Source organism: Tenacibaculum retecalamus, assembly GCF_027941755.1.
GTDB lineage: Bacteria > Bacteroidota > Bacteroidia > Flavobacteriales > Flavobacteriaceae > Polaribacter > Polaribacter haliotis_B.
The window spans coordinates 1,450,148-1,472,514 of record NZ_CP115916.1; the positions used below are offsets into that span (position 1 = coordinate 1,450,148).

25 protein-coding genes and 1 pseudogene are annotated in these 22,367 nt (G+C 29.0%); 13 read left to right on the plus strand and 13 right to left on the minus strand.

Annotated elements, in window-relative coordinates; translation table 11 throughout:
- Positions 1–171: 171 nt before the first annotated feature.
- The 7 genes from PG912_RS06890 to PG912_RS06920 form a co-directional block, all read right to left on the minus strand.
- Entirely contained in the window at positions 172–1,749 is a 1,578-nt protein-coding gene (locus PG912_RS06890; RefSeq protein WP_275686935.1) for an L-dopachrome tautomerase-related protein, read from the minus strand.
- 18 nt (positions 1,750–1,767) lie between these two features.
- Positions 1,768–2,781 (minus strand): zinc-binding alcohol dehydrogenase family protein, encoded by a 1,014-nt coding sequence (locus PG912_RS06895; protein WP_275686936.1) that lies wholly within the window; start codon positions 2,779–2,781, stop codon positions 1,768–1,770.
- 21 nt (positions 2,782–2,802) lie between these two features.
- Complete coding sequence (locus tag PG912_RS06900) at positions 2,803–3,438, minus strand: alpha-ketoglutarate-dependent dioxygenase AlkB family protein (RefSeq protein ID WP_275686937.1); 636 nt, start codon at positions 3,436–3,438, stop codon at positions 2,803–2,805.
- An 18-nt stretch (positions 3,439–3,456) separates the two neighbouring features.
- The gene (locus PG912_RS06905) at positions 3,457–3,930 is read right to left on the minus strand and encodes a Dps family protein (RefSeq protein WP_275686938.1); all 474 of its coding nucleotides are present in this window, start codon (positions 3,928–3,930) and stop codon (positions 3,457–3,459) included.
- A gap of 17 nt (positions 3,931–3,947) precedes the next feature.
- Positions 3,948–4,727, minus strand: a complete 780-nt coding sequence (locus PG912_RS06910; RefSeq protein WP_275686939.1) for a glycine betaine ABC transporter substrate-binding protein — start codon at positions 4,725–4,727, stop codon at positions 3,948–3,950.
- Positions 4,728–4,790: 63 nt separating this feature from the next.
- Positions 4,791–5,081, minus strand: coding sequence for a putative quinol monooxygenase (locus PG912_RS06915; protein ID WP_275686940.1), 291 nt, complete (start codon positions 5,079–5,081; stop codon positions 4,791–4,793).
- Positions 5,082–5,102: 21 nt separating this feature from the next.
- Positions 5,103–6,164 carry an L-dopachrome tautomerase-related protein gene (locus PG912_RS06920; RefSeq protein ID WP_275686941.1) on the minus strand — a complete coding sequence of 354 codons (1,062 nt, stop codon included), beginning with the start codon at positions 6,162–6,164 and terminating at the stop codon, positions 5,103–5,105.
- A 167-nt stretch (positions 6,165–6,331) separates the two neighbouring features.
- Between PG912_RS06920 and PG912_RS06925 the strand changes: the two genes are divergently transcribed.
- Positions 6,332–7,216 (plus strand): AraC family transcriptional regulator, encoded by an 885-nt coding sequence (locus PG912_RS06925; RefSeq protein ID WP_275686942.1) that lies wholly within the window; start codon positions 6,332–6,334, stop codon positions 7,214–7,216.
- Between the two features lie 1,093 nt (positions 7,217–8,309).
- On the opposite strand, the gene PG912_RS06930 is transcribed toward PG912_RS06925, so the two are convergent.
- Positions 8,310–8,861: a hypothetical protein gene (locus tag PG912_RS06930; RefSeq protein ID WP_275686943.1), complete on the minus strand. Its 552-nt coding sequence runs from the start codon at positions 8,859–8,861 to the stop codon at positions 8,310–8,312.
- Positions 8,862–8,955: 94 nt separating this feature from the next.
- On the opposite strand from PG912_RS06930, the gene PG912_RS06935 reads away from it, so the two are divergent.
- Positions 8,956–9,567 carry a DEAD/DEAH box helicase gene (locus PG912_RS06935; RefSeq protein WP_275686944.1) on the plus strand — a complete coding sequence of 204 codons (612 nt, stop codon included), beginning with the start codon at positions 8,956–8,958 and terminating at the stop codon, positions 9,565–9,567.
- 233 nt (positions 9,568–9,800) lie between these two features.
- Here the strand turns inward: PG912_RS06935 and PG912_RS06940 are convergent, their stop codons facing one another.
- Together PG912_RS06940 and PG912_RS06945 are read right to left on the minus strand one after the other, a co-directional pair.
- Positions 9,801–10,220, minus strand: a complete 420-nt coding sequence (locus tag PG912_RS06940) for a hypothetical protein (protein WP_260585979.1) — start codon at positions 10,218–10,220, stop codon at positions 9,801–9,803.
- A gap of 128 nt (positions 10,221–10,348) precedes the next feature.
- Positions 10,349–10,993: a response regulator gene (locus PG912_RS06945; RefSeq protein WP_260585980.1), complete on the minus strand. Its 645-nt coding sequence runs from the start codon at positions 10,991–10,993 to the stop codon at positions 10,349–10,351.
- Positions 10,994–11,317: 324 nt separating this feature from the next.
- On the opposite strand from PG912_RS06945, the gene PG912_RS06950 reads away from it, so the two are divergent.
- The 11 genes and pseudogenes from PG912_RS06950 to PG912_RS06995 all read left to right on the plus strand — a co-directional run bounded on the left by PG912_RS06950 (position 11,318) and on the right by PG912_RS06995 (position 17,328).
- A complete protein-coding gene (locus PG912_RS06950) occupies positions 11,318–11,779 on the plus strand; it encodes a GbsR/MarR family transcriptional regulator (RefSeq protein WP_260585981.1) in 462 nt (153 codons plus the stop codon).
- A gap of 77 nt (positions 11,780–11,856) precedes the next feature.
- Positions 11,857–12,822 (plus strand): mechanosensitive ion channel family protein, encoded by a 966-nt coding sequence (locus PG912_RS06955; RefSeq protein ID WP_333780639.1) that lies wholly within the window; start codon positions 11,857–11,859, stop codon positions 12,820–12,822.
- Positions 12,823–12,835: 13 nt separating this feature from the next.
- Positions 12,836–12,958 (plus strand): mechanosensitive ion channel family protein, encoded by a 123-nt coding sequence (locus tag PG912_RS13675; protein ID WP_333780640.1) that lies wholly within the window; start codon positions 12,836–12,838, stop codon positions 12,956–12,958.
- A gap of 12 nt (positions 12,959–12,970) precedes the next feature.
- Positions 12,971–13,354, plus strand: a complete 384-nt coding sequence (locus PG912_RS06960; protein ID WP_275686945.1) for a hypothetical protein — start codon at positions 12,971–12,973, stop codon at positions 13,352–13,354.
- Entirely contained in the window at positions 13,302–13,979 is a 678-nt protein-coding gene (locus PG912_RS06965) for a hypothetical protein (protein WP_275686946.1), read from the plus strand. The genes PG912_RS06960 and PG912_RS06965 overlap by 53 nt, the downstream gene beginning before the upstream one ends.
- 163 nt (positions 13,980–14,142) lie before the next feature.
- Positions 14,143–14,517 carry a DoxX family protein gene (locus PG912_RS06970; RefSeq protein ID WP_275686947.1) on the plus strand — a complete coding sequence of 125 codons (375 nt, stop codon included), beginning with the start codon at positions 14,143–14,145 and terminating at the stop codon, positions 14,515–14,517.
- Positions 14,510–15,093 (plus strand): annotated as a pseudogene (locus PG912_RS06975) (TetR/AcrR family transcriptional regulator). The gene PG912_RS06970 and the pseudogene PG912_RS06975 overlap by 8 nt, the downstream one beginning before the upstream one ends.
- A 1-nt stretch (position 15,094) precedes the next feature.
- Positions 15,095–15,757: an NAD(P)H-binding protein gene (locus tag PG912_RS06980; RefSeq protein ID WP_275686948.1), complete on the plus strand. Its 663-nt coding sequence runs from the start codon at positions 15,095–15,097 to the stop codon at positions 15,755–15,757.
- Between the two features lie 10 nt (positions 15,758–15,767).
- The gene (locus PG912_RS06985) at positions 15,768–16,400 is read left to right on the plus strand and encodes a nitroreductase family protein (RefSeq protein WP_275686949.1); all 633 of its coding nucleotides are present in this window, start codon (positions 15,768–15,770) and stop codon (positions 16,398–16,400) included.
- A gap of 117 nt (positions 16,401–16,517) precedes the next feature.
- Positions 16,518–16,682, plus strand: coding sequence for a hypothetical protein (locus PG912_RS06990; protein ID WP_275686950.1), 165 nt, complete (start codon positions 16,518–16,520; stop codon positions 16,680–16,682).
- A 145-nt stretch (positions 16,683–16,827) separates the two neighbouring features.
- Positions 16,828–17,328: a helix-turn-helix domain-containing protein gene (locus tag PG912_RS06995; protein WP_275686951.1), complete on the plus strand. Its 501-nt coding sequence runs from the start codon at positions 16,828–16,830 to the stop codon at positions 17,326–17,328.
- A 462-nt stretch (positions 17,329–17,790) separates the two neighbouring features.
- Here the strand turns inward: PG912_RS06995 and PG912_RS07000 are convergent, their stop codons facing one another.
- The 3 genes from PG912_RS07000 to PG912_RS07010 form a co-directional block, all read right to left on the minus strand.
- Positions 17,791–20,199: an ABC transporter permease gene (locus PG912_RS07000; RefSeq protein WP_275686952.1), complete on the minus strand. Its 2,409-nt coding sequence runs from the start codon at positions 20,197–20,199 to the stop codon at positions 17,791–17,793.
- A 19-nt stretch (positions 20,200–20,218) separates the two neighbouring features.
- Positions 20,219–20,920 (minus strand): ABC transporter ATP-binding protein, encoded by a 702-nt coding sequence (locus tag PG912_RS07005; RefSeq protein ID WP_275686953.1) that lies wholly within the window; start codon positions 20,918–20,920, stop codon positions 20,219–20,221.
- 85 nt (positions 20,921–21,005) lie between these two features.
- Complete coding sequence (locus PG912_RS07010) at positions 21,006–22,250, minus strand: efflux RND transporter periplasmic adaptor subunit (RefSeq protein ID WP_275686954.1); 1,245 nt, start codon at positions 22,248–22,250, stop codon at positions 21,006–21,008.
- Positions 22,251–22,367: the final 117 nt, after the last annotated feature.

A 22,367-nucleotide genomic window follows, 5' to 3' on the forward strand; every position in this document is an offset into this window, starting at 1 on the left:
ATATTTTAGGAAACATTGGAACTGACTAACATTGCGTTGAAATCCCTTGTATAATTGAAATGCTTAAGAAACTGTATTACTAAACCCCTAAAATGTGGACGCTCATTTCACCTTATTGTTTTACCAAAATTTTATGAGGCCGAGTTAAAATCGAGTTTCTATTTTACATAATTATCTAAAAGAAACTCCTTTTACCAATGGCTTAAATCTGAAAATGTAAAACGGTTTTGTTGACTGATCTTTACCATTATTAAAAACTGCACCTTTGTTTACTTGTGCTGCAGAAACATACATATAACCATCTACATGGTTGTAACTTACACCATCTGGCCATACCATGTTTTTATCTTTAGTCATGGTTTTTACACTTCTATCTTTTTCCAAAACTACAGCTACACTTTTAGTCTCTAAAGCAGTGAGATAAAGGTTTCCTGCTGTATCAATGCTCATTCCGCCATTGTTTGGTTTTTCTGAATAGGTTTCAATTTTGCCATCTAATTCTGTTTCAGTAAAACTTTCATTTACTAAATCTAAAGTCTTAATTCTGTAGATTTTTGTTCCACTCAATGATTCATAATAAATGTATTCAAAATCTTTATCTGTTGTAATTCCGTCGTTTCCAACTAACAGATCATTTCCGTTAACAGCTAAATGTTTTCCATTTATAACAGTTGGTGTGTTTTCTGGAATTGTTGTTCGAGTTCCTTCTAATATACGACGTGTTTTACCTGTTCTCATATCCACAATAATGAAAGCCCCTTTACTGCCATCACCTCCATTTCCAATGCCTTCATCTGCAATAATGAAAAATCCATGTTTAGTATCAACAACCATATCATTTGGCTGTGATTCTTTTGGAACTGAAGATTTTGGTAAGTAATATATACGCTCTAATTGGTTAGTTTTAGTGTTCCAACCCACAATTTTTGGTGTTACATTATCACGTTGTGCCATATCTAACATCCATACAATGCCATTTTTATCATTTCTTATTCCGAGGACATTACTTAAAAAATTATCGTCTGTGTCTCTTGGTGTATTCCATGCTTTATTAGGAAACGGGTTGCTTTCCTTGGTTTTAGCATCCATAATCATGACTCTGTTATCTGGCGCAAAAAAAGGATGATGACTATACACTAAATCTCCGGAGTTTGTAAATGTAATATTACCAACTGCCTGGTCTGTAGTTGCAAAAACTTCAGATTCTGTTATTGCTGTTTGTCCATGTGTTACCATAACTGTTATTATTAGACTTAAAGTGATTATATGTTTTTTCATTTTACTTGCTTTTTTTAAATAATCTGGTAATTCTTTAGTTAACCAATCTTGACGAACAGGAACATGTACATCTAAATCAACCGTTTTTTCTAAAGCCCAAAATTCATGTGGTACATTCTCAGGGAACACGATAACTTCTCCTGCCCCAACTTCTACAAATTGTTCTTTACCATCGATAATAGTCTTGATTTTAACCTTGCCAGACATGATGTAGGTAATTTGTTCATTTGGGTGTTTATGCCACGGAATATGGGATCCTTTCTCTAAATTAAAAATGGTCATTTGTCCTTTTTCTCCATGAAACCATTTACGTTTAATTCCTTTACCAATAGTTTCAGATTGCATATCGTCAAAATTGAAATGTTGGATTTTTGATGTTGCTACAGAATCTATAGTTGTTACCTGTGCTTTTGTGTTATTTGTAAAAAATAACACAAAGCTTAACGCTAGGACTAATCTTTGAATACTCATTTTATATACTTATTTTGATTAAAATAAAATAACTGTTTTTCCAATAGATTTACTTGATTCTTGTACTTCATGTGCCTTCTTTAAGTTCGCTACTGTAAACCCTTCAAGTGTGGTTGTTAAAGTTGATTTTAAAGTGCCATTGCCTAATAAGTCTGCAACATGATTTAAAATTTCGTGTTGTCTATCCATATCTTCTGTGTTAAACATAGAGCGTGTGTACATTAATTCCCAAGAAAAAGTAACACTCTTAGATTTCATAATGTTTAAATTTAACGGCTTACTACTTTCTGTAATTGAAACAATATGTCCTTGTGGTTTTATAATTTCTGCAGCTGTTTCCCAATAGCCTTCTAAGTCCACAAAATCCAAAATATAGTTCACTTGAGAATGCCCGATTTTTTCTAATTCTTCTTTTAAGTTGTGATGATTTACCACAAAATCAGCGCCTAAATCTTTACACCAAGCAATTGAATCTGGTCTTGAAGCTGTGGCAATTACGGTTAAATTTCCTAGTTTTTTAGCCAATTGAATAGCAATAGAACCAACTCCACCAGCACCTGCTAAAACTAAAACAGTTTTGCCTTGGTCTTTTTCTGGATTAATTTTAATTCTATCAAATATTGCTTCATAAGCAGTTAAACTTGTTAAAGGCATTGCTGCAGCTTCGGCAATTGTTAGGTTTTGTGGTTTACGACCTACAATACGCTCGTCGACTAATTGAAATTCAGCATTACTACCGCTTCTGGTAATATCTCCAGCATAAAAAACTTCATCTCCAATTTTGAATTTAGAAGTCTTCTCTCCTACTGCTTCCACAATACCAACAGCATCCCAGCCGATTACTTTTGGGACCTCAAGTATTTTGCCTTTAACAGCACTTTCTCTTACTTTATAATCAACAGGGTTTACGGAATTTGCTAAAACTTTAACTAGTAAATCAAATCCGCTAGGAGTTGGCTTTTCTGTTTCGAATTCGATAAAACTATTTTCTTCTGTTAAGGGTAATGATTGTTTAAATCCTATTGCTTTCATTTTTTATGTTTTTTTGATTATCTAATTTTTTTTGACCCACCTAAAGGTTAGGTTAATTCTTGGGGGAATTTTCTTCGTAGTCTTCGGTATCTTGTGCTTCCAATTTTCTTGTGTAGCACCTTGCATTACTAATAAGCTTCCGTGAGTTAAGGGAATATCTACGCGTTTTAAATCTTTTTGGGTAGCGTGTTTTAACTGAAAAGGCCGTGTTGTTCCAAAAGTTACAGAACCTATAACCGTATTTTTACGTTGTGCGCCTCTATAGTCTTGATGCCAATCTACACTATCATTCCCATTTCGATAAAAATTAAGTAAGCACCGTGTAAATTTTATATTTACTTCTTGCTCTATGCGCTCTTTGATTAGTGCTAAATCTACGTTCCAAGAATGCATTTTGCGTTTGCTTCCTGCATAAAATAGCGTCTTATCTACATTGCCATACCAAGCGGTTAATCTTGGTAAATTAACTTTCTTACCATAAATAGTCATTTGGTCTTGTTCCCAAATGGTATTCTCTAACAGGCTATTGTACAAGATATTACTTTCTTTTATACTGAAAAAACTCTCGAATAAAACAACCTCTGCTCCTTGTAAATCAAATTCCGTTTTACGTATTTCAGTTGTTGAAAACAGATTTGTTTGACTAAATAAATCCATCTCGTTGTCTTTTATTTTTTATTTTAAATGCGAGCGTAAAAACCAAGCCGTTTTCTCGTGTTCTTCTAATAAGCCCGTAATAAAATCGCTTGTTCCTAAATCTTTATAAGTATCAGCAAACGGAATAATATTTTCACGTAAATGAACACATATTGTTTCGTGATCTGCTAACAGTTCTTTTATAAAACCAATAGCGCTATTGTCATTCTCATTTTTCTCAGTTAAATGTGTTAGTGCTAAAAAATCTTTTAAGGTTGCTGGTGCATAATGCCCTAAACTACGTATGCGTTCTGCGACACTATCCACGGTTTCTGCTAACTGTTCAAACTGTGCTTCAAAAAGTTTATGTTTATTGTAAAAATCTTCTCCTTCTACATTCCAATGTGCATTTCTTGTTTTGGTATACAGTACATATTCGTCTGCTAACAATTTAACAAGTTCATTAACTATTGCCTGTCTGTTTTCTTCGGAAATTCCAATATTTGTGTTCATCTTTTATATTTTTAAACTTATTTATTAGAATTTAACCACTCTTGCGTTACTTTGTCAATGTCTTTCCCTTCGCGACTTACTTTATAATCTAAAGCTGCAATAATTTCATTATCAAAATGTAAAGCATCTAAAGTTGCTAGTTGTTCTTCTGTAAACAACGGTTTTTTATCTTCTCTTAAAAGCAATACTGCTTTGTCTACAATACCTAGCAATCCTTTAGGTTCTTTTAACTCTCGAATCGCATATTTATAATGTAAAAAATGAGGTTTCCATAACGGTACAACCACCCATTCTTTATCTTTTACTGCGTTTTCAAAAGTACTAAAACAAGCTTCTTCTGTTCCTGTATGAAATTGGTAGTCAGCATCATTCAATCCGTACTCGTCCATCATTTTGATAGAGAAACGTGTAATTCCTGCTCCAGCATTGATACCTTGAATATCAAATTTCATTTTTTCTAACACTTCGGGTTTCAATAAATCTACCACTTCTGAAACTGCTTCTGCAGGAACATAGTCTGGCACACCCCAAAGTGCATACGGCTCATAATGCACTCCTAAATCTATTAGAGGAACTGTTTTCTGTACTTCGGCCTTATAACCTCCGTGACTAGATGGCAACCAAGCGGAAGCCAACATATCTGTCTTCCCTTCTTTTAAATTCTCGAAGTTTTTTTCGTGGTGGGCATAAATGCGTTCCACTTTAAATCCCATTTCTTTTAATGTGTTTGCAACTAATGAAGCTGCAATACGATGAAATGATAAATCGGTTACTCCTATTCTAATTATCTGTGACATATTATTATTATTTGAATGAAAAACGTACTTTATAAAATTTTATAAAATGCGTTTAGATTAGTACTAACCAATTACTGTCATTTCATGTAAAATGAATTCTTCAACAGCACCATCAGTAACTTTTATATATTCAGCTAAATGAGTATTATTCATGTGGACTTGCCATAATTCACGGCTTTCCCAATTTTCGTGAAATAAGAATAAATTTGGATTCTCATTGTCTTGATCCAAATCATAATTTATACATCCCTTTTCAGCTCTAGTTATTGGGATTAATTTTAAAAGTTCTGCTTGTACAAAATCTCTCTTTTCTTCTTTAACTAAAATTCTAGCTACAATTGTTAATTGACTCATAATGAGTATTTTTCTGTTTTATTATTTTACTAATTTTATTTTTACAACTAAGTAAGATCCTGTACTAATGTCATTCCCTTTGTTAAGTGCTGCGGTTCTGTTCAATTGGTCAACTGTACCATAGATATATCCATCATTAGCAACATATAAGCCATCAGGCCATGATTGTCCTTCTGGTAACATTGCCAAGTTTTTAAATCCATCTTTTTTAGTAGTAATACCAATAGCAGATTCTTCTATGTTTGTAATGTAAATGTTATTATTTGCATCTATAGCCATACCATCGCAATATGATTTTGGTGCATATTTTTCAATCGTACTTAATAATTTTTCATCACTTTCAAAACTACTAGTTGGTACTCTATAAACAGTTTTTCCGTGTAATGCTCCATAGTATAACCACTCAAAAGTTGGGTCAATAGCTATAGGATTTAAAGCAAATCCACCTTCCAAAGAAGGCATCATTGATGGATGACTTTTAGCCATTCTTCTTGCTTTTCCAGTTTCAGTATTAATTACAATAAATGCAGGTATTGGTGCACTTGTTAAATCTGCTTGTGTCATATCTGCAATAATCACATTATTGTGTTTTTCATCAATAATAAAATCTTGTAAAAAACTAGTTGAGACTACTGCATCAGCAGGAACTTTAATGATTTTTTCCAATTTTTCATCAATAGTATTCCAAACAATAAACTGTTTTGTTGTAATGTCTAATAGCCAAAGATTATCCTTACTATCTACTCTTACACCAACCATTCCTTTAAAAATTGAATTGTCTCCAGTTGCATATTCTGCATTTGGATACGCTTTAGCCGTACCGTCTTTACTTATTTCAAAAACTTTTGTTGTAGGTGAAACAAATGGACTCATTGTTACAAATAATCTTCCATTACTCGTTAATGCCAAATTACCTGGTCTAACATCTTGACTGGAAAAAATAGTTTCTACTTCTTTTATTTGATTTGTTTTTGTTCTTACTTCTGTTTCATTTTTTGAAACTTCAGTATTCTCCTTCTTATTTGGAGATTTACACATTGTAAATAATAGACCTAAGCTTGCTAATACAATTACTTTTTTCATAACCCTGTATTTTAAATTTTATTAAAACTATAACACAAAGATATATTCAATCATAACCAAAGTGATTGTACAGTAAATGGGTATTTATGTATTTTTAAAGGTTTAATATGATGAATTAGTCATTTGTAGGATAATTTTAAGTAGTTTTACTTTTAAAACCCAATAATATGCAAGTTTTAGAAGCTTATAAACCTTTTGAAATACAAGAAGTTGATTTAAAGGAATGGAAACAACGACATGTTAAAAACAACTTTTTTGAATTAGTTTTAATAATAGAAGGAGAAGGTACGCAATGCATAAATTATAATGATTATGTGTATTCTAAAAGAAGTGTTTTTTTGCTTCCACCATTAAAATGCCATTCATTTAATATTGGCTCACCAACAAAGTTTGTTTTTTTAAGGTTTACATCAGATTTTTTTAAAAACAATGATAGAGTTTCTATCGATAGAAATGATTGGTTTAAAGAAGCCGCGTATATCCTTTCTAATTACAACCAATTACCAGGAGATATTATTAAAGATAATGCAGACAAGTTACATGTTGAAAAATTATTTTCTATAATTTTAGAAGAGTCAAAAAATCATAATAGCTCTTCAATTATGCTCATAAAAAGTTTGATGACAAGTATTCTTGAAATTCTTCTAAGAAACATAAAGAAAGGTGGTTTTTTTGAATTACCTGAGGATCATACTGACGATAGAATTACTAAAATGCTAACCTATATTAATGAACATATAGACCAGCCCAGTCATTTAAAAGTTGTGCATTTAGCTGAAGTGTTTTCTATGTCTTCCACATATGTTAGCGAGTTTTTTAGAAAACAGGTTAAAGTATCATTAAGAGAGTATATAATTAAGGCAAAACTAAAACTGGTAGAAATACGTTTATTAAATTCTGATTACAACTTAACAGAAATAGCAGACGATTTAGGATTTACAGATGTTAGTCATCTTTCAAAAACATTTAAAAAGTATGTAGGTATTTCTATTCGTGAGTTCAAAAATAATGGTGAGTATATGCTTTTAAAGCGAAATGTATGTACGAGTTAGTTTAAATCTCTATAAATATTCCATTTCACACACATTCCACTACTCTCCTATCGTCGCTTCGTAAAAAGAGTGTTCCATTAACATCGTATAAGAAACTTTTAGAATAAATTTTTTCAAGAAAATGTAGTAACAACTTTCGCTTTTAACCAAAGCTCAAGTTACATAACGCAGAACATTATAGTACATTTTACAACAATTAGCGTAATAGCGCTTTTGGGCGATATTTGACATAATTACAGATATAATGGCTGCCAGACTTATATCGATAGTAATTATGTCAAGCTAATTGTGGCTTCGTAGTTGTATTTATTAATGTGTAGCTATAATTCTCTATTATGTAAAATATCCCAGAAAGTTTTTAGATTTAGAAGAATACTCAAATACTTGGGTCATTAAACTTTATCGTTTCGCTTATCGTATAATTTTAATATTCTGTACAATCCTTAATCATTTTTTAAATAAGCGATTCTCAAGAAGCATCTTAATTCTATTTCTGTACTATAATTTGCCGTTATGTAAAATTGCCGCTGCCAAACGCTCGATTGCTTTTTTAAAATAATTATGCTATCGCATTAATTTTTTAAAACACAATTTCCAACCGCATTGCCAGCGCCAAAAAAAAGCTAACTTTTATATTTTATTAAAATTTTCGTTTAGTAGTATGTTTCCGTTATAATTTTTTTTCATGAGCTTTTCGGTGTATATTCACAAGAGTATAAAATTTCCCCTTGCTCAAATCCTAGCTTTAAAATTTCTATACACTTGTTCTATTTATAGCTCTGATTGAACTTCTTTTATGTAGTACTCCTAACATTATGTCAAATAGAAATTAATCTTTTGTACTTTTAAATGTTTTCTTTTATCTTTTTTTCCTTGATGAAAAAAGAAACAAAAAAATCAAGACTTCATATTATTTTGGAAACAATTACGGTTCGTTGCACTATATTTCAGGAAACATTGGAACTCTTAAGGTTGCTTTGATGTTATAGTTTAATCACAACTATTAAGATACTTTATTGCTTCAACCCTAAAATATTACGTTCCTCTCTCCTATTTTTTAGCCAAAATTATCTGAGGTCGCTATGCCATTACTTTATCTGGTTTTCACAAAATCAACACCAACTCTAGCTGGATGTCCAAATGCATGATTAGCTAATCTTTGAGTATAATCATTTCTTAAAGTAATCACGTATTCTACTTCAACATGGTTTAAATCTTGATTTAATACTTCCTTTTTTATATTATTTGTAATGTCCCAAATATTAATTTTATTATCAATTAATTTGTTATTTGTTACATTAAAAACTTTAGGCTTTATATAAAATGGTTTATACAAAAACTGATGTAATATAGATTGATTTACATCATAGTTTACAATTTTCTGCTTAAGTGTTTCTATATCTTTCTTCATTTTCTGAGTATCATCTAATACTCCTAATAAATTTGCGGGTTTTGTGTTTTTAAATTTTGGTTTTTCCAAATCTCCCCAATAGATAGCTTTACCATCAGGTAAAAAACTCAAAAAAGCAGTATCTCCTAATGCCAATGCCAATTCTTTATCTTTAAATTCAGTTCCTTCAACAAAATAATAGTTAAAATTAATTTTATTTGGATAATAACAATCACATAATGCTGTAATACACAAATAATATTAACAAAAATATAATAGCATCCATTTAATTGTATATTTGCATTTCTTACTAAAAATAGTATACTAAACAGTTATCCTTTTTATTTTTATGCCTTTTAAAAAATTACATTCCGATATAAAAGAGAAATTAGAATCTCTTGAAATAACAACACCTACTCCTTTTCAGAAAGCGAGTATTCCTGTAATAAAAAGCGGTGCTAATATTTATTGTACTGCTCCAGAAGGTAGCGGAAAAACAACCACACTAATACTAACTACTTTACAAAAATTAAAATTTGAAGCTGTTGGTAATGCACCAAGAGCCATTGTTTTAGTAGGAGATAATGAAAAAGCTACTGAACTTCATAATGCTTTTTTAAAATACACTAGATATCACGCGTTACGTGTATATTTAGGTGATGAAAAATTGCATATTGATGTGTTAAAATCAGAAATATTTGAAGGTGTTGATGTTCTAATAGCGACTCCTAAAATTGTAAACAAGTTACTTTTGTTAGAAGGTTTAAGTATTTCTCAGTTAAAGATATTTAGTATACATGATGCTGATTTTTTAGTTAATAATGCTTCATATACTGCTCTTATGTCAATTACTCAGAGTCTTAATAAATGTCAGTTTGTATTATATTCAGAAAAAATGCACCCAATTCTAAAGCGTTTAGAATCTTATTTTATGCAATATGCCAAGATAGTTACTGTTTAAGTAGCTAAACTAGATTTGAAATAAATTCTATAAAATTCTTTATTCAGGAAGTTAAGCTTACTCAGTACTATTTAATAAGTGTTGTTTGTTATATATAAATTATAGCGCTCTTTAATTTTATTTGAAAACATCAATAAATAAAAAAGCCTGTACAATTTATAATTGTACAGGCTTTAAATAATCTAAAAAAACTAATTTTTAGATCCCCCCTTCTTGTTCAATGTTTGTTAAGCTTATATAAAAAGTAAAGAAGCTACAATCATCCAACCACCAACGATAAGACCAAAAACACCTAACTTCCCTAATTTTGGCGCTAATTTTTCTCTTAATGCTGCTGCTTTTTGTAGTGCTGCTTCGTTTTTACTCAGTAATATTTTATTAATCATCCCAAAACCTAACATAAAACCTAGTACTGCCTGAACTAAACTTCCTGCTAAAAGAGTAATCCACCAAATAGGTAATGATGTAATCCATCCCATATTTAAAAAAGCAGAGATAACTCCCCAAACACCTGCTAAACAAAAAACTAAACCTATCCAACCTTGGTATGGTTCAATTTTATCTAATAACTCTTGTGCATTTGGTTTTTTTGCTAAAATCAAAGATGGTACTGCGATAATGCTTAAAAGGATTAATGTAATTCCGTAAATCATAATTTTTAGTTTTTAATAGATTAGTGTAATTGTATGTTGCAAAGTTGCATGAATCACTAAATATATTTAAGACCAAATACCGTGAAATTTACCTCCCTATTTTCAGGGATATAATTAAATGTAAGCTACTATAAAATCCCGTGTTCCATTGCATAACGTGTTAATCCAGCAATATTACGTACACTTAATTTTGAAATTAAATTTTTACGATAACTCTCTATAGTATGTGTACTTAAAAATAATTGAGCAGCAATTTCTTTTGTTGTAAATTCTTTAGCGATAAGTTTTAACACTTCTTTTTCTCTTTTAGTTAAAGAAATTTCAGGTTTAGATTTGGCAACAAACATTGCTTCCATCAATATGTTTTTTATTCTTGGTGAAAAATAATTATCTCCTTTTAAAATCGTTTTAATAGCTTTTAATAGCTCTGTTTTTTCAGCATTTTTAGATAAATAGCCATTCACATTAGCGGTTATTAATTGCTGAATTTTTACAGGATCTTCTAACATACTTACTACTAACGTTTTTGTTGTAGGAAACTGCGTTTTAATAGCATCATTTAATGTGATACCGTCCATTTCTGGCATGTTAATGTCAGTAATTACTAAATCTATTTTTTTAGTCGTATTAATTTGTAAATATTTAAGCGCCTGCGTTCCTTTAGTAGCGGTTAATACTATCGTTATGTTTTTTTCTTCAGAAAGAATGCTACGTAAACCATCTAAAAACATGCTATGATCATCTGCTATAATTATAGAGTATTGTGTTGTCATAATTTTTATTCTTCTAAGAGAACCACTTATAGTTATTAGACTAGCTTTATTTAATGTAGCGTTAAATTAAAATTCGTCTTTAAATATCTTTATTCTGTCTTAAAAATAAATAGCGTACTAACTTTAAATATGTAATTAATAAATTGATAAAACAAAAGTATACTAAAACTAGCTTAGTAAATAATAATTTTATAGTAGTTTCAATAACTATTTTAAAGGTTCTTTAAATTTATTATTGGAACCAAAATATTTTAAGAAACAGATAATTATTTTTAAATTTCATAATAGCAGAACTTAAAAAACTAATTACATTTGCTATTAATTATGAAAAATAAGCTTAGCCAAAAACAAAAAGAACTCATTGAGAGTTTTGGAGTCGTTCAAGAAGGAATGGGATTGTCACCTGCCTCTGCTCGTGTTGATGCACTACTTATTGTAGCTGATACTCCTGAACTAACATTTGATGAGATTCGTAAAAATTTAGAGTTGAGTAAAAGTGCAACTAGCAATGCTATTAATAATTTATTAATGCTAAAACGTATTGGTTACAAAACAAAACCAGGAGATCGAAAAAGATATTTTCATACCAAACTAGGTCAATGGAGAAACTCCTTTAAAGATAGCATTAATGCACTTACAAGCTATAACGAAGTTGTACTTCAGATACTTAATAACAGAACTAACGAAACACCCGAATTTAATTCACAACTAAAAGACTTTACGCAATTTATAGAGTATTATCAAAAAGAGAGTATTAAATTGATTGAAAATTGGAAAAATAAATAAGTTTTTTTTACAAAAAATAGTTCTTTTAATTCAGAACTAATCAATTAACACAAAACTAAAAAACATCAAAAAGTAAAATGATTAAATTTTGGACTGCAAATAAACAAGCAATCATATATGCACTTATAGTTATCTGTGTCGTTTTAGTCTTTCGTTTTTTCACCAAATTATTTCATAATTTATTAGAAAAGCAATCACGAAAGAAACGTCCAAATGAAATACCTAAAACAATTCATCTAACACAAAAAATATTAAATTCTTTGTGGATTGTATTAGGTATTATGGCACTTGCTTTTATATTTATTGATAAAGAAAGCTACAAAACTGCTACCGAAAATTTTTGCCTTGTTTTTTATTTAGGCATCGTAGCTGTACTAACAATAACCACAGCATCATTAACAAAAACATGGTTTACGCGTACTATTGACAAAAAAACAAAGAACAACGAAGATCCAACGAGCTATAAATTTTTAAGCTATATCACTTTTATTAGTATTTATTTTATTGGCGCCATATTAGCCATACTTGCTTTCCCTTCTTTACGTGGTATTGCCCAAACCGCTTTAGGTGGTGCTGGTGTACTTGCCGTTATTGCAGGTGTAGCTTCTCAGGAAGCTTTGGCGAATGTAGTTGGCGGAGTTTTTATCATCTCATTTAAGCCTTTTAAAATTGGCGATATCATTAAACTAGATGAAACAATGGTAGGTCGTGTTACAGATATTACCTTACGCCATACGATTATAAGAAATTATGAAAACAAAATGATTGTTATTCCTAACTCAGTAATTAACAAAGAAAAGTTGATTAATTATGATTTAGGTGAACGTATGTGTTGCCAGTGGATAGAAGTCGGTATTTCATACAATTGTAATATTGATTTAGCTAAACATGTTCTTAGAGAAGAGTGTGAAAATCATCCTAATATACTAGATCATCGTAGTGAATTAGATAAATATAACAATGTAAAAAAGGTTGTTATTCGAGTTATAAATCTAGGAGATTCAGCAGTAACATTACGTGCTTGGTATGGCCGAAAATTTTGACAAAGCCTTTGTTATGAAATGTGATTTATATGAAAGTATTAAAAAACGTTTTGATAAAGAAGGTATTCAAATTCCTTTTCCACACAGAACAATGGTTTTTCAAGATCAACAAATAGATAAATTTAATAGAAAATAAGAACTCCTAAAAATGAATAAGTTTAAAATAATTATAATGCTTCTTTTTATCGTATCAATTGCAAATGCACAAGAAAAATCAGCATCGTTACAAAAAAGAACAGCTATTAGTGTAAAAGAAAAATTTCCGAATGCTCGTTTACTTAATTTTGAATACGGACAGTCATTAGCGCGTAATTTTGATTCTGAGTTATTAGGAGTTAATTTTAATGACGCTAAAATAAAGACTCAACATACTTTTAAAGCATCTGCAAATATTTCTTTGCATAGATCAAAAAACAGAAAATGGGCTGTTACTGGTTCTTTAAATTATCTATTAAATTCCTTTGAATTTGAGAATGTAAATGAAACTAATCAACCTAATATTCGAACAAAACGGAACTGTAAATTTTCATAATTTTTCTACAGCAATAAGCTCAACCTATTTCTCATCACTATTTAAAAAACCTGTAATTTATAATGCTTCATTTTTTGTTGATGGAAATAATAAAGGCTTAGAACGTGTTAAAGGTTTAGTTGGTTTATCTTTTATTTTAAAAAGAACGCAACGTACCATGATGACTTTAGGTGCCATTGTTTTTGTTGATCCAACATCTCAAATACCTTTTTTTCCTACTTTTTCATGCAGTCACAAATTTAAAAACTCTAAATGGGAATTAGATTTTATACTACCACAACGTTTATTATTTAGAAGATTCGTTGGTGAAAATGGTAGATTTTCAATTGGTAGTAGTTTTGGCGGTAATGGTTTTTATGTAAATATAAAAGACAACCCTGCTTATACCGAAACATTTGAATACAGTCAATTAGAAATTAAATCGGGTGTTATGTATGAATACCGATTTAATAATTTTTTGATTGGTACTTTTCAAGGAGGTTTGCAAAATTTTATCAGCAATCGTTTAACAGAAAAAGGAGCTTCATCTAAAGATTACATCTATGAAAATACTCAAAAAGCTACCGGATACTTTCAAATAGGTATTTCCATAGATCCTTTTGCAAAGAAAAAAACTAAAAAATAATAGTAAGAGTCCCCCGCTCTATTTTATAGATATTAATTGCTATAAAAACTGCGTTCGTTTAAGTCTATAATTTAGATTTTTACGAACGTTTATTTTTTATTTCAATATAAAAAAAGAATGAACATTCATTTTTTATCGTATCTTTGTACTCTAAAAGAACTTTATGAAACTATTCTGGAATATTTTACGGATACTATTAGCACTATTTATACTAAATGCTGGAGTTCAACATTTTATTAAACCTGATTTTTTTAGTCCATTCGTACCCAACTTCTTGGTATATAAAACTTTTATTGTTTATGCTTCAGGAATTATTGAGATCGCCTTGGCAATAATGTTACTAATTCCTAAATACAAATATATAGCTGCAAGTGGAATCTTAATTTTAATGTTAATTTTTCTACCAATACATATATGGGATGTCTTTTCTGATGTTCCCGCAATTGGCAGCCATAAAGCAGCTCTAATACGATTACCAATGCAGTTTGTTTTAATTGCTTTGGCTTATAAACTAAGAAAAGAAGCAAATAATGGCTAAACTTCAAAAAAGTATTAATAAAAGAAATGCACTTGTAAAAGCAACCATCGAGTTGGTTAATAATAATGGTTTTCATGCTACACCAATGAGTAAAATTGCGAAAATGGCGAATGTTTCACCTGCGACCATTTATTTATATTTTGAAAACAAACAAGATTTAGTAAACCAAACGTTTTTAGAGGTTAAAGCAAAATATACTGATTATGCTTTTGCAACTTTTGATAAAAAAATGACTGTAAAAGAAGGGTTTAAATTAATATGGTATCGTATTGCAGACTTTAAATTAAAAGAATGTGAAAACGCCATGTTTTTAGCGCAATGTGATAATACACCAATGATTGATGAACAAAGTAGACAAGAAGGTATAAAACACCTACAACCCCTACTCGACCTTTAGCTCGTGGTAAACAAGAAGGAATTATTAAATCGATGTCTGATTATTTATTATATGCTTACGCTATAAATCCGTTGTCTTTTTTAATGATTTCTCAAAAACGTGGTGCATTTATATTAAATAAAACTCATCTAGAAGAAGCTTATCAATCGGCTTGGAATAGTATAAAAGTTTGTAATTAATATGAAAAAAACAGCCATTATATTAGGAGCAACAGGATTAACAGGGTCACTTGTACTGCATAAATTAATTGAAGATGATAACTACAATAATATCAAATTATTCTCACGAGCTAAAATTGAAGGGTTACCTAATAAAGTAACTCAGTTTATAGGAGACATTTTAAAGTTAGCTGATTTTAAAAATGATTTTACTGCGGATGAAGTGTTTTGTTGTATTGGCACAACAGCAAAAAAAACGCCAGACAAAAACACTTATAAACAAATAGATTACGGTATTCCGGTAACAGCAGCTAAGTTATCAAAAGAAAATAATATAGCTACTTTTTTAGTGGTTTCTGCAATGGGAGCAAATAAAAAAAGTAATGTATTTTATAATAAAACAAAAGGAGAAATGGAATACGCTGTCTTATCTCTAAACATAAAAAACACGTTTATTTTAAGACCTTCATTAATTGGTGGTAATCGTAAAGAACGTAGAATTTTAGAAAAAATAGGGTTGCTAGTATTTAAAGTTGTTCAACCATTATTTATCGGAAAATTAAAACAGTACAAAATCATAAATCCTGAAATTATTGCACAAGCAATGCTAAACTTAGCAAATAAAACAAACAATACTGAAGTCATTATTACTTCAAACGAAATAAAAAAAATAGCATCAATATAAATTATTAATTATGGAATTATTAGATAAGTTAAACTGGAGATACGCTGCTAAAGCGATGAATGGCGAAAAAGTAGCTGAGGATAAAATAACACGTATTTTAGAAGCTGCACGATTGGCTGCAACATCAAGCGGATTACAACCTTTTGAAATATTTGTAGTTAAAAATCAAGAAATAAAAGAACAGATAAAACCAATTGCATGGAATCAATCTGTAATTACCGATTGCTCACATTTACTCGTTTTTGCTGCCTGGGACACGTATACTGTAGAAAGAATTAACTATATGTTCGATTTAACGAATGAAATTCGTGGTTTTAAAAACGAAGGTTGGGAGAACTACCGTCAAATGTTATTAAGCATGTACCCTCAAAAAAATGCTGAGGAAAATTTTATTCACGCAGCTAAACAAGCATATATTGCTTTTTCTCATGCCATTATAGCTGCTGCTTATGAAGGTGTAGATGCAACACCTTTAGAGGGTTTTGAACCAGACGCTGTGGATAAAATTTTAGGATTACGCGAAAAAGGGTTACGTAGTGCTGTTTTATTACCGTTAGGATATAGAAAAGAAGCTGAAGATTGGTTAGTTAACTTGGTAAAGGTTAGAAAACCTATGAAAGATTTAGTTACTGTAATAGCATAATTTTTGTAAAAAGTTTATTGAAAAAGGAAAAGGGGTTCTTTTTTAAATGTTAACAAAATTTATTTTCAGAAAAAGAACAACAAATAATTAAAATTGCTCATAAACTTAGAAAAACAAATGGAATTTAATTTTTATGATAAAAAAGATAGTAGAGGGCTTATAAATAATTTTTTTAGCATAGCTCTTACGCAAGATGACTTACCATTTGCAGCAACGATTATACCTACAACTTTACCAGCTTTAGCATATTTTTTTTGGAGGGGAACAAATAATCGTTCATAAAAAAAAGACAATCCCTTTTAAAGGTTTAACTATCGTTGGTCAGTTTTCATGTAACTATGAATACTTTTTAAATAATGAGAGTTTTAATTTAGGAATAAATTTACATCCTACTGCCTTATATAAAATTTTAGGAAAAAACGTTTCAATGTTCACAAATAATCATGTTTCTTTAGAGAAAGTCAATGATGAATCATTTAAAAAATTAAACCCTATTTTTTTAAAGCATGAAAAAAATGTCTATGATTTTATAAAAGAGATAATAGAGTTTATTGATAATTTAGAATTAATTGTTGATAAAGATGTTGTGTTTATTGATAAAGCTATTGCATATATTTCTGAAAATGACGGAATGATTCAGATGGCAGATCTTCTAAAAATCATTCCTTTTTCTCAAAAATCTATAGAAACAAAGTTTAAAAAAATTATTGGTTTAACACCTGGTAAATATATTAGATTGATTCGTTTTACAAGACTAATGCGAAAATATGAAAATAATGAAATAGATTTAAATGATCTTATTTATATGTATAATTATCACGATCATTCTCACTTTATAAAAGACTTTAAGTTGTTTATGTTAAAAACTCCTAAAGAATATTTTAAAAAAGAATATCCTTTGATAAAAGCATATTCCAAAGATTTATAATTACGATTATTTACAGTTACTATTTTTAATAGATGATTATATTTGGATAACGTTTAGAATTTAACATCTTTTAAATAAAAGGTATTAAACAAAGAATAGTTAGTGGTAAAAAGTGCGGAAATTAGTTTTTTCGCACTTTTTTTGCATTCTAAAATTTCCTCTTTTCTAGTTAAAAAAAGAATAAGGATTTCTCTTTTTACAAGAGCTTAAATAAAATTAGTTATTATATTTTTACAACATGATTTTATCACATAATTTCAACCTTTAAATCATTATAATCATAATTAATATGTTAAAAAAATAAACATATACGATTATTTACATTTATAAGCACTATAAAGTTTTTACATTTGTATAACACACAAGTATAATATGTTTATAAGGGGAAAACATATTAAAAAATTAGGGGATAAAAAGGGCAATTTAATTTGCCCTTTTTTATGCATTAAATAATCAATATTACTATTCGAATTTTAAATATTTAATTAAATCTATTTTTGTTGCGTTATACGCTTTTAAACCAACGACCACAAAAACTAAAATAGTTAGTATTATTGGTGTTATAATGAATGGATATATTGGCATATCAATTCTGTATACAAAATTTTCTAACCAACCTTCTATTATATAATAAGCTATCGGAATTAAAATGACTGAAGCTATTAAAGTAATCTTTAAAAAACTTTTTATCAGTTCAACCATAATTTCTTTAATAGAAGCACCTAATGTTTTTCTTATAGCAACTTCTTTTAAACGCTGCTGAATGGTTAGTGTTGCTAAAGCAAATAAGCCTAATAAAGATACTAAAATCACAACTAAAGTTAATATAAAGAACAGTATTTGCTGATTTTTATATTCTTTATAAGTTTTAGCAAAAGCATCATTTATAAAAGTCGATTTAAAAGGGTAACCTTGTTCTACATTCTCTTGCCAATATACTTCTATATAACTTAAGGTTTCTTCTATATTATTAGGTTTAATTTTTATTTGAATGGTTTCAAAATTGTTTTTTACCCAATTAACAGTATTCCAATGTAAAAAAAATGTTGGCGGAATTTTACTGTCTAAACCTAATGTATGATAATCTTTTACCATCCCTATAACTTCTACATTATCAGTGCCATCTAGCCATCCTAATTTTAATTTTTTACCAATAGGATCCTCGTAAATATTAAAAGATTTTGCTAACGTTTCATTAATCAATATGCTATTAATTGTGTCTGAAGCTCTATTTTCTTTTAAGTTTCTTCCTTTTAAAATTTGAACATTCATTAGATCTAAATAATTAAAATCTATAGCATTACTATTTGATTGTATGTCATTGCCTTTATAACCTAAATTGGTAGAGTTCTGAATTCCCTCTCCACCGATAGCAAATGAATTACTAGTCACTGCATTAATATTTGGGTGCTTTATAAGTTCTTTCTTTGTTAGTTGATATTTTTTATAACGATCATTTCTACTATGCATCCTTATTACTACAATTTGATCAGCTTTAAACCCTAATTCTTTTTCCATCATATAACCTACCTGTTCATTTATAATGATTGATCCAGTAAGAAAAAACCCTGATATTAAAAATTGCATTCCTAACATTATGTTTCTAGATAGTACACCTTTTTTACTTTTTGAAACATTTCCTTTTAAAACTTCTACCGCTTTAAAATTAGAAAGATAAATTGCTGGAATGTTTCCAATAATTATAGATACAATAATAGCTAATAAGCCAATTTTTGTTAAAACTTCTAGATTAAATATAGAAATATCTTTATCCATAAAATTATTAAAAGAAGGAAGAGTAATTTCTACTAATAACAATGAAAATACAAAAGCAATAATACCTTGCAAAACAATTTCTAAAGTATACTGCCTTGTTAATGTTAACTTAGACAAGCCTAAAGTTTTCTTTACACCTACTTCTTTAGCTCTTTGTGTTGCTGATGCAATTGAGAGGTTGATAAAATTTACACAAGAAATTATAATTAATAGTATTGATAAAGAAAGCATAATTAAAATCAATTGATAATTCCCTTTTCCTTCTGGATCAGAACTACTTGCTTTAGATTGTAATCTAATATCTTTTAAGGGATCTAAAATAATTTCTATTCCGTATTTTTCTTCATACTCTTCAATAGTCATACTACTTCTTTTTGCCCTTGGTAATGTTCTATCTTTATACAAAACATCATTTACTTTTTTAGTAACACTTTCAATATCAATACCTTTTATAGTCTTAACAAATATATTGTCATTAAAATCTCCCCAATTCCCTTTAGGCTGTTTTTTATTTTGTATAACAACATTTGGCATATAATAATGGTTCCCTATTATTTTATATACTGTTGTTACTATAAATGCTCTATTATAAATTTCTAACGTTTTACCAATAGCAGATGTATCTCCAAAAAGAACTTTAGCTTTTTCTTCAGATAAAGCTAAATGATTTCTTGCTTCTTTAAATTTATGAGTAGTTCCTTCTATTATTTTAAATGAAAAGAAATCAAAAAAATTAGGTTCTCCTGATAATATACCCGTTGTAAAAACTTGTTTTTCATTTATTTTTATTACTGTACTACGGTAATTTTGATTAGATTGGTAATAATCTACTATTTCTGGGACCTCTTCTTTATATTTGGGACCTTCAATTGAAGTACTTGAATTCCATATAGCACCATCTGACATCTTATGAAGCACTCTATAAATCTCATTTACATTTGAATTGTTTACATTGTAACTTTCCTCTTCTTTTAAAAATAACAAAACAATTAATAAACCAGCAAAACCTAAAGTTAAGCCAAGGATATTAACTAAAATGTTTAGCCAATTCTTTTTACTATTCCTAAAAAATATTTTAAACCATGTTTGAATCATAATTTCTTTCTTTTATTAATTATTGAACTAAAACATCAACTTTATGCTCATTCTTTTTCTCAGAAATTACTTCCCCGTCTTTTAAAGTAATAATTCTTGAAGAAAATTTAGCATCGTAAGATGAGTGTGTAACCATAACAATTGTAGCTCCAGAAGCATGCAACTCTGTTAATAATTCCATTACATCATTACCACTTTTACTATCTAAATTACCTGTTGGTTCATCGGCTAAAATTAATTTAGGATTCGTTACTAAAGCTCTAGCTACAGCTACTCTTTGTTGCTGACCACCAGACAATTGTAAAGGAAAATGTTTTGCTCTATGCGCAATACCAATTCGTTCTAAAATTTCTGTAACTCTAACTTTTCTTTCGGATGCTTTTACTTTATTATAAATTAAAGGAAGTTCTACATTTTCGTATACAGTTAACTCATCAATTAAATTAAAATTCTGAAAAACAAAACCAATATTTGCTTTACGAAGGCTTGATCTTTCTTTTTCATTAAACTTTGCCACTTCTGTTTCATCAAATAAATAGCTCCCTTCGTTTGGCGCATCTAACAAACCAATAATGTTTAATAAAGTTGATTTACCACAACCTGATGCTCCCATAATTGAAACAAACTCTCCTTTTTTAACTTCTAAACTCAACTTATTTAAAGCTGTTGTTTCTACTTCTTCTGTTCTATAAACCTTTACTAAATCTGTTATTTTTATCATTTTAATATGTTTTTAATTTTTTATTTAACAGTTCTCGACTCCGCTCGAACTGACATTAACTTTATTACTTTACAACTTTTAAACTCTAATTTATATTTACCTCTTCCATCTTTTCAAAATCATCATAGCTAGAGGTAATTACTTTATCTCCTTCCTTTAAACCTTCAATAATTTCGTAATAAAAAGGATTTTCTCTACCAATTTTAATGTTTCTTTTTACTGCTTTATTATCCGAATCTAAAACAAAAACCCATTTACCATTTGTACTTTGATAAAACAATCCTTTAGGTATTAATAAAGCTTTTGTTTTACCAGATAAAAACACTTTACTATTTAAAGACATACCTCTTTTTATGTTGTTTGATAAAGTATCCTTCTCAAACAATAATTCGACTTTAAATTGTCCACTTTTTACTTCAGGATAAATTTTTGATAAGGCTATTTTATAATTTTTAGCATTTACAGAAACAATTCCTTTAATTCCTTTTTTAAGTTTAGAAATATAATATTCATCAACATTTGCTACTAATTTATAACCATCTAAAACATCCATTTTCCCGATTGGTTGTCCTTGATTGTAGTTTTCTCCTAATATTGGATTAAAAGAAGATAACAAACCATCTACTGGCGCTTTTACTGTAAAATTTTCTTTGTTTTTACGTAATAACTCTAAGCTTTTCTCCATATTATTTAACGATGAATTTATACTTATTAATTGTAAATCTCTACTTCTTTTTTCTTCTGAAACACTTTTTTTAATTACGCCATTTCTTTCTTTTTGATATGAGTGTTCTTGAGCAGTTTTTTCATAATCATTTTTAGCTACAACTCCTTTCTCAAATAATTTCTTATCTAAATCGTATTGACGTTTTGCATTTCTAAAATCATTATTAATACTTAATAATTGTTGATCTAAACTTAATTGCTGATTTTTAATACTTACTCGTAGATTTCTTAAATTATTAATCTGCTCGATCATTGCTGTCTCTTGCGTTAAATAATTTAATTCAGCGTTCGGATTGTAGACTTTTAATAAAGGCGTTCCTTTTTTAATCATTTGTCCGCTTTCTACAAAAATTTCAGAAACAGAACCACCCTGAATAACATTTACCAAAACAGAGGTTTTTGGTTCAACCGTGCTATTAAATAAAATAACATCTTCAAAGTCTCCTTTAGTAACTTCTCTAATACTTAAACTATCTTTTTTAATGTTAACTTGTTTTTTACGTGTTAAATTCATTAAAATAACACTCATTAATAAGACGATTGGAATTCCCCATAATAGCATCTTCTTAGTTGTTTTGTTTTTAGTTTGTATCTGCTTATCCATTATAATTTGTCTTCGTTTGGCATAGTTAATTCCATAAATATGCCATTAGAGAACATGCAAATAAAATACTCATTGCTAGGTGTTTATGTTTTTACTTGATTTTATAGGTGTTCAAAA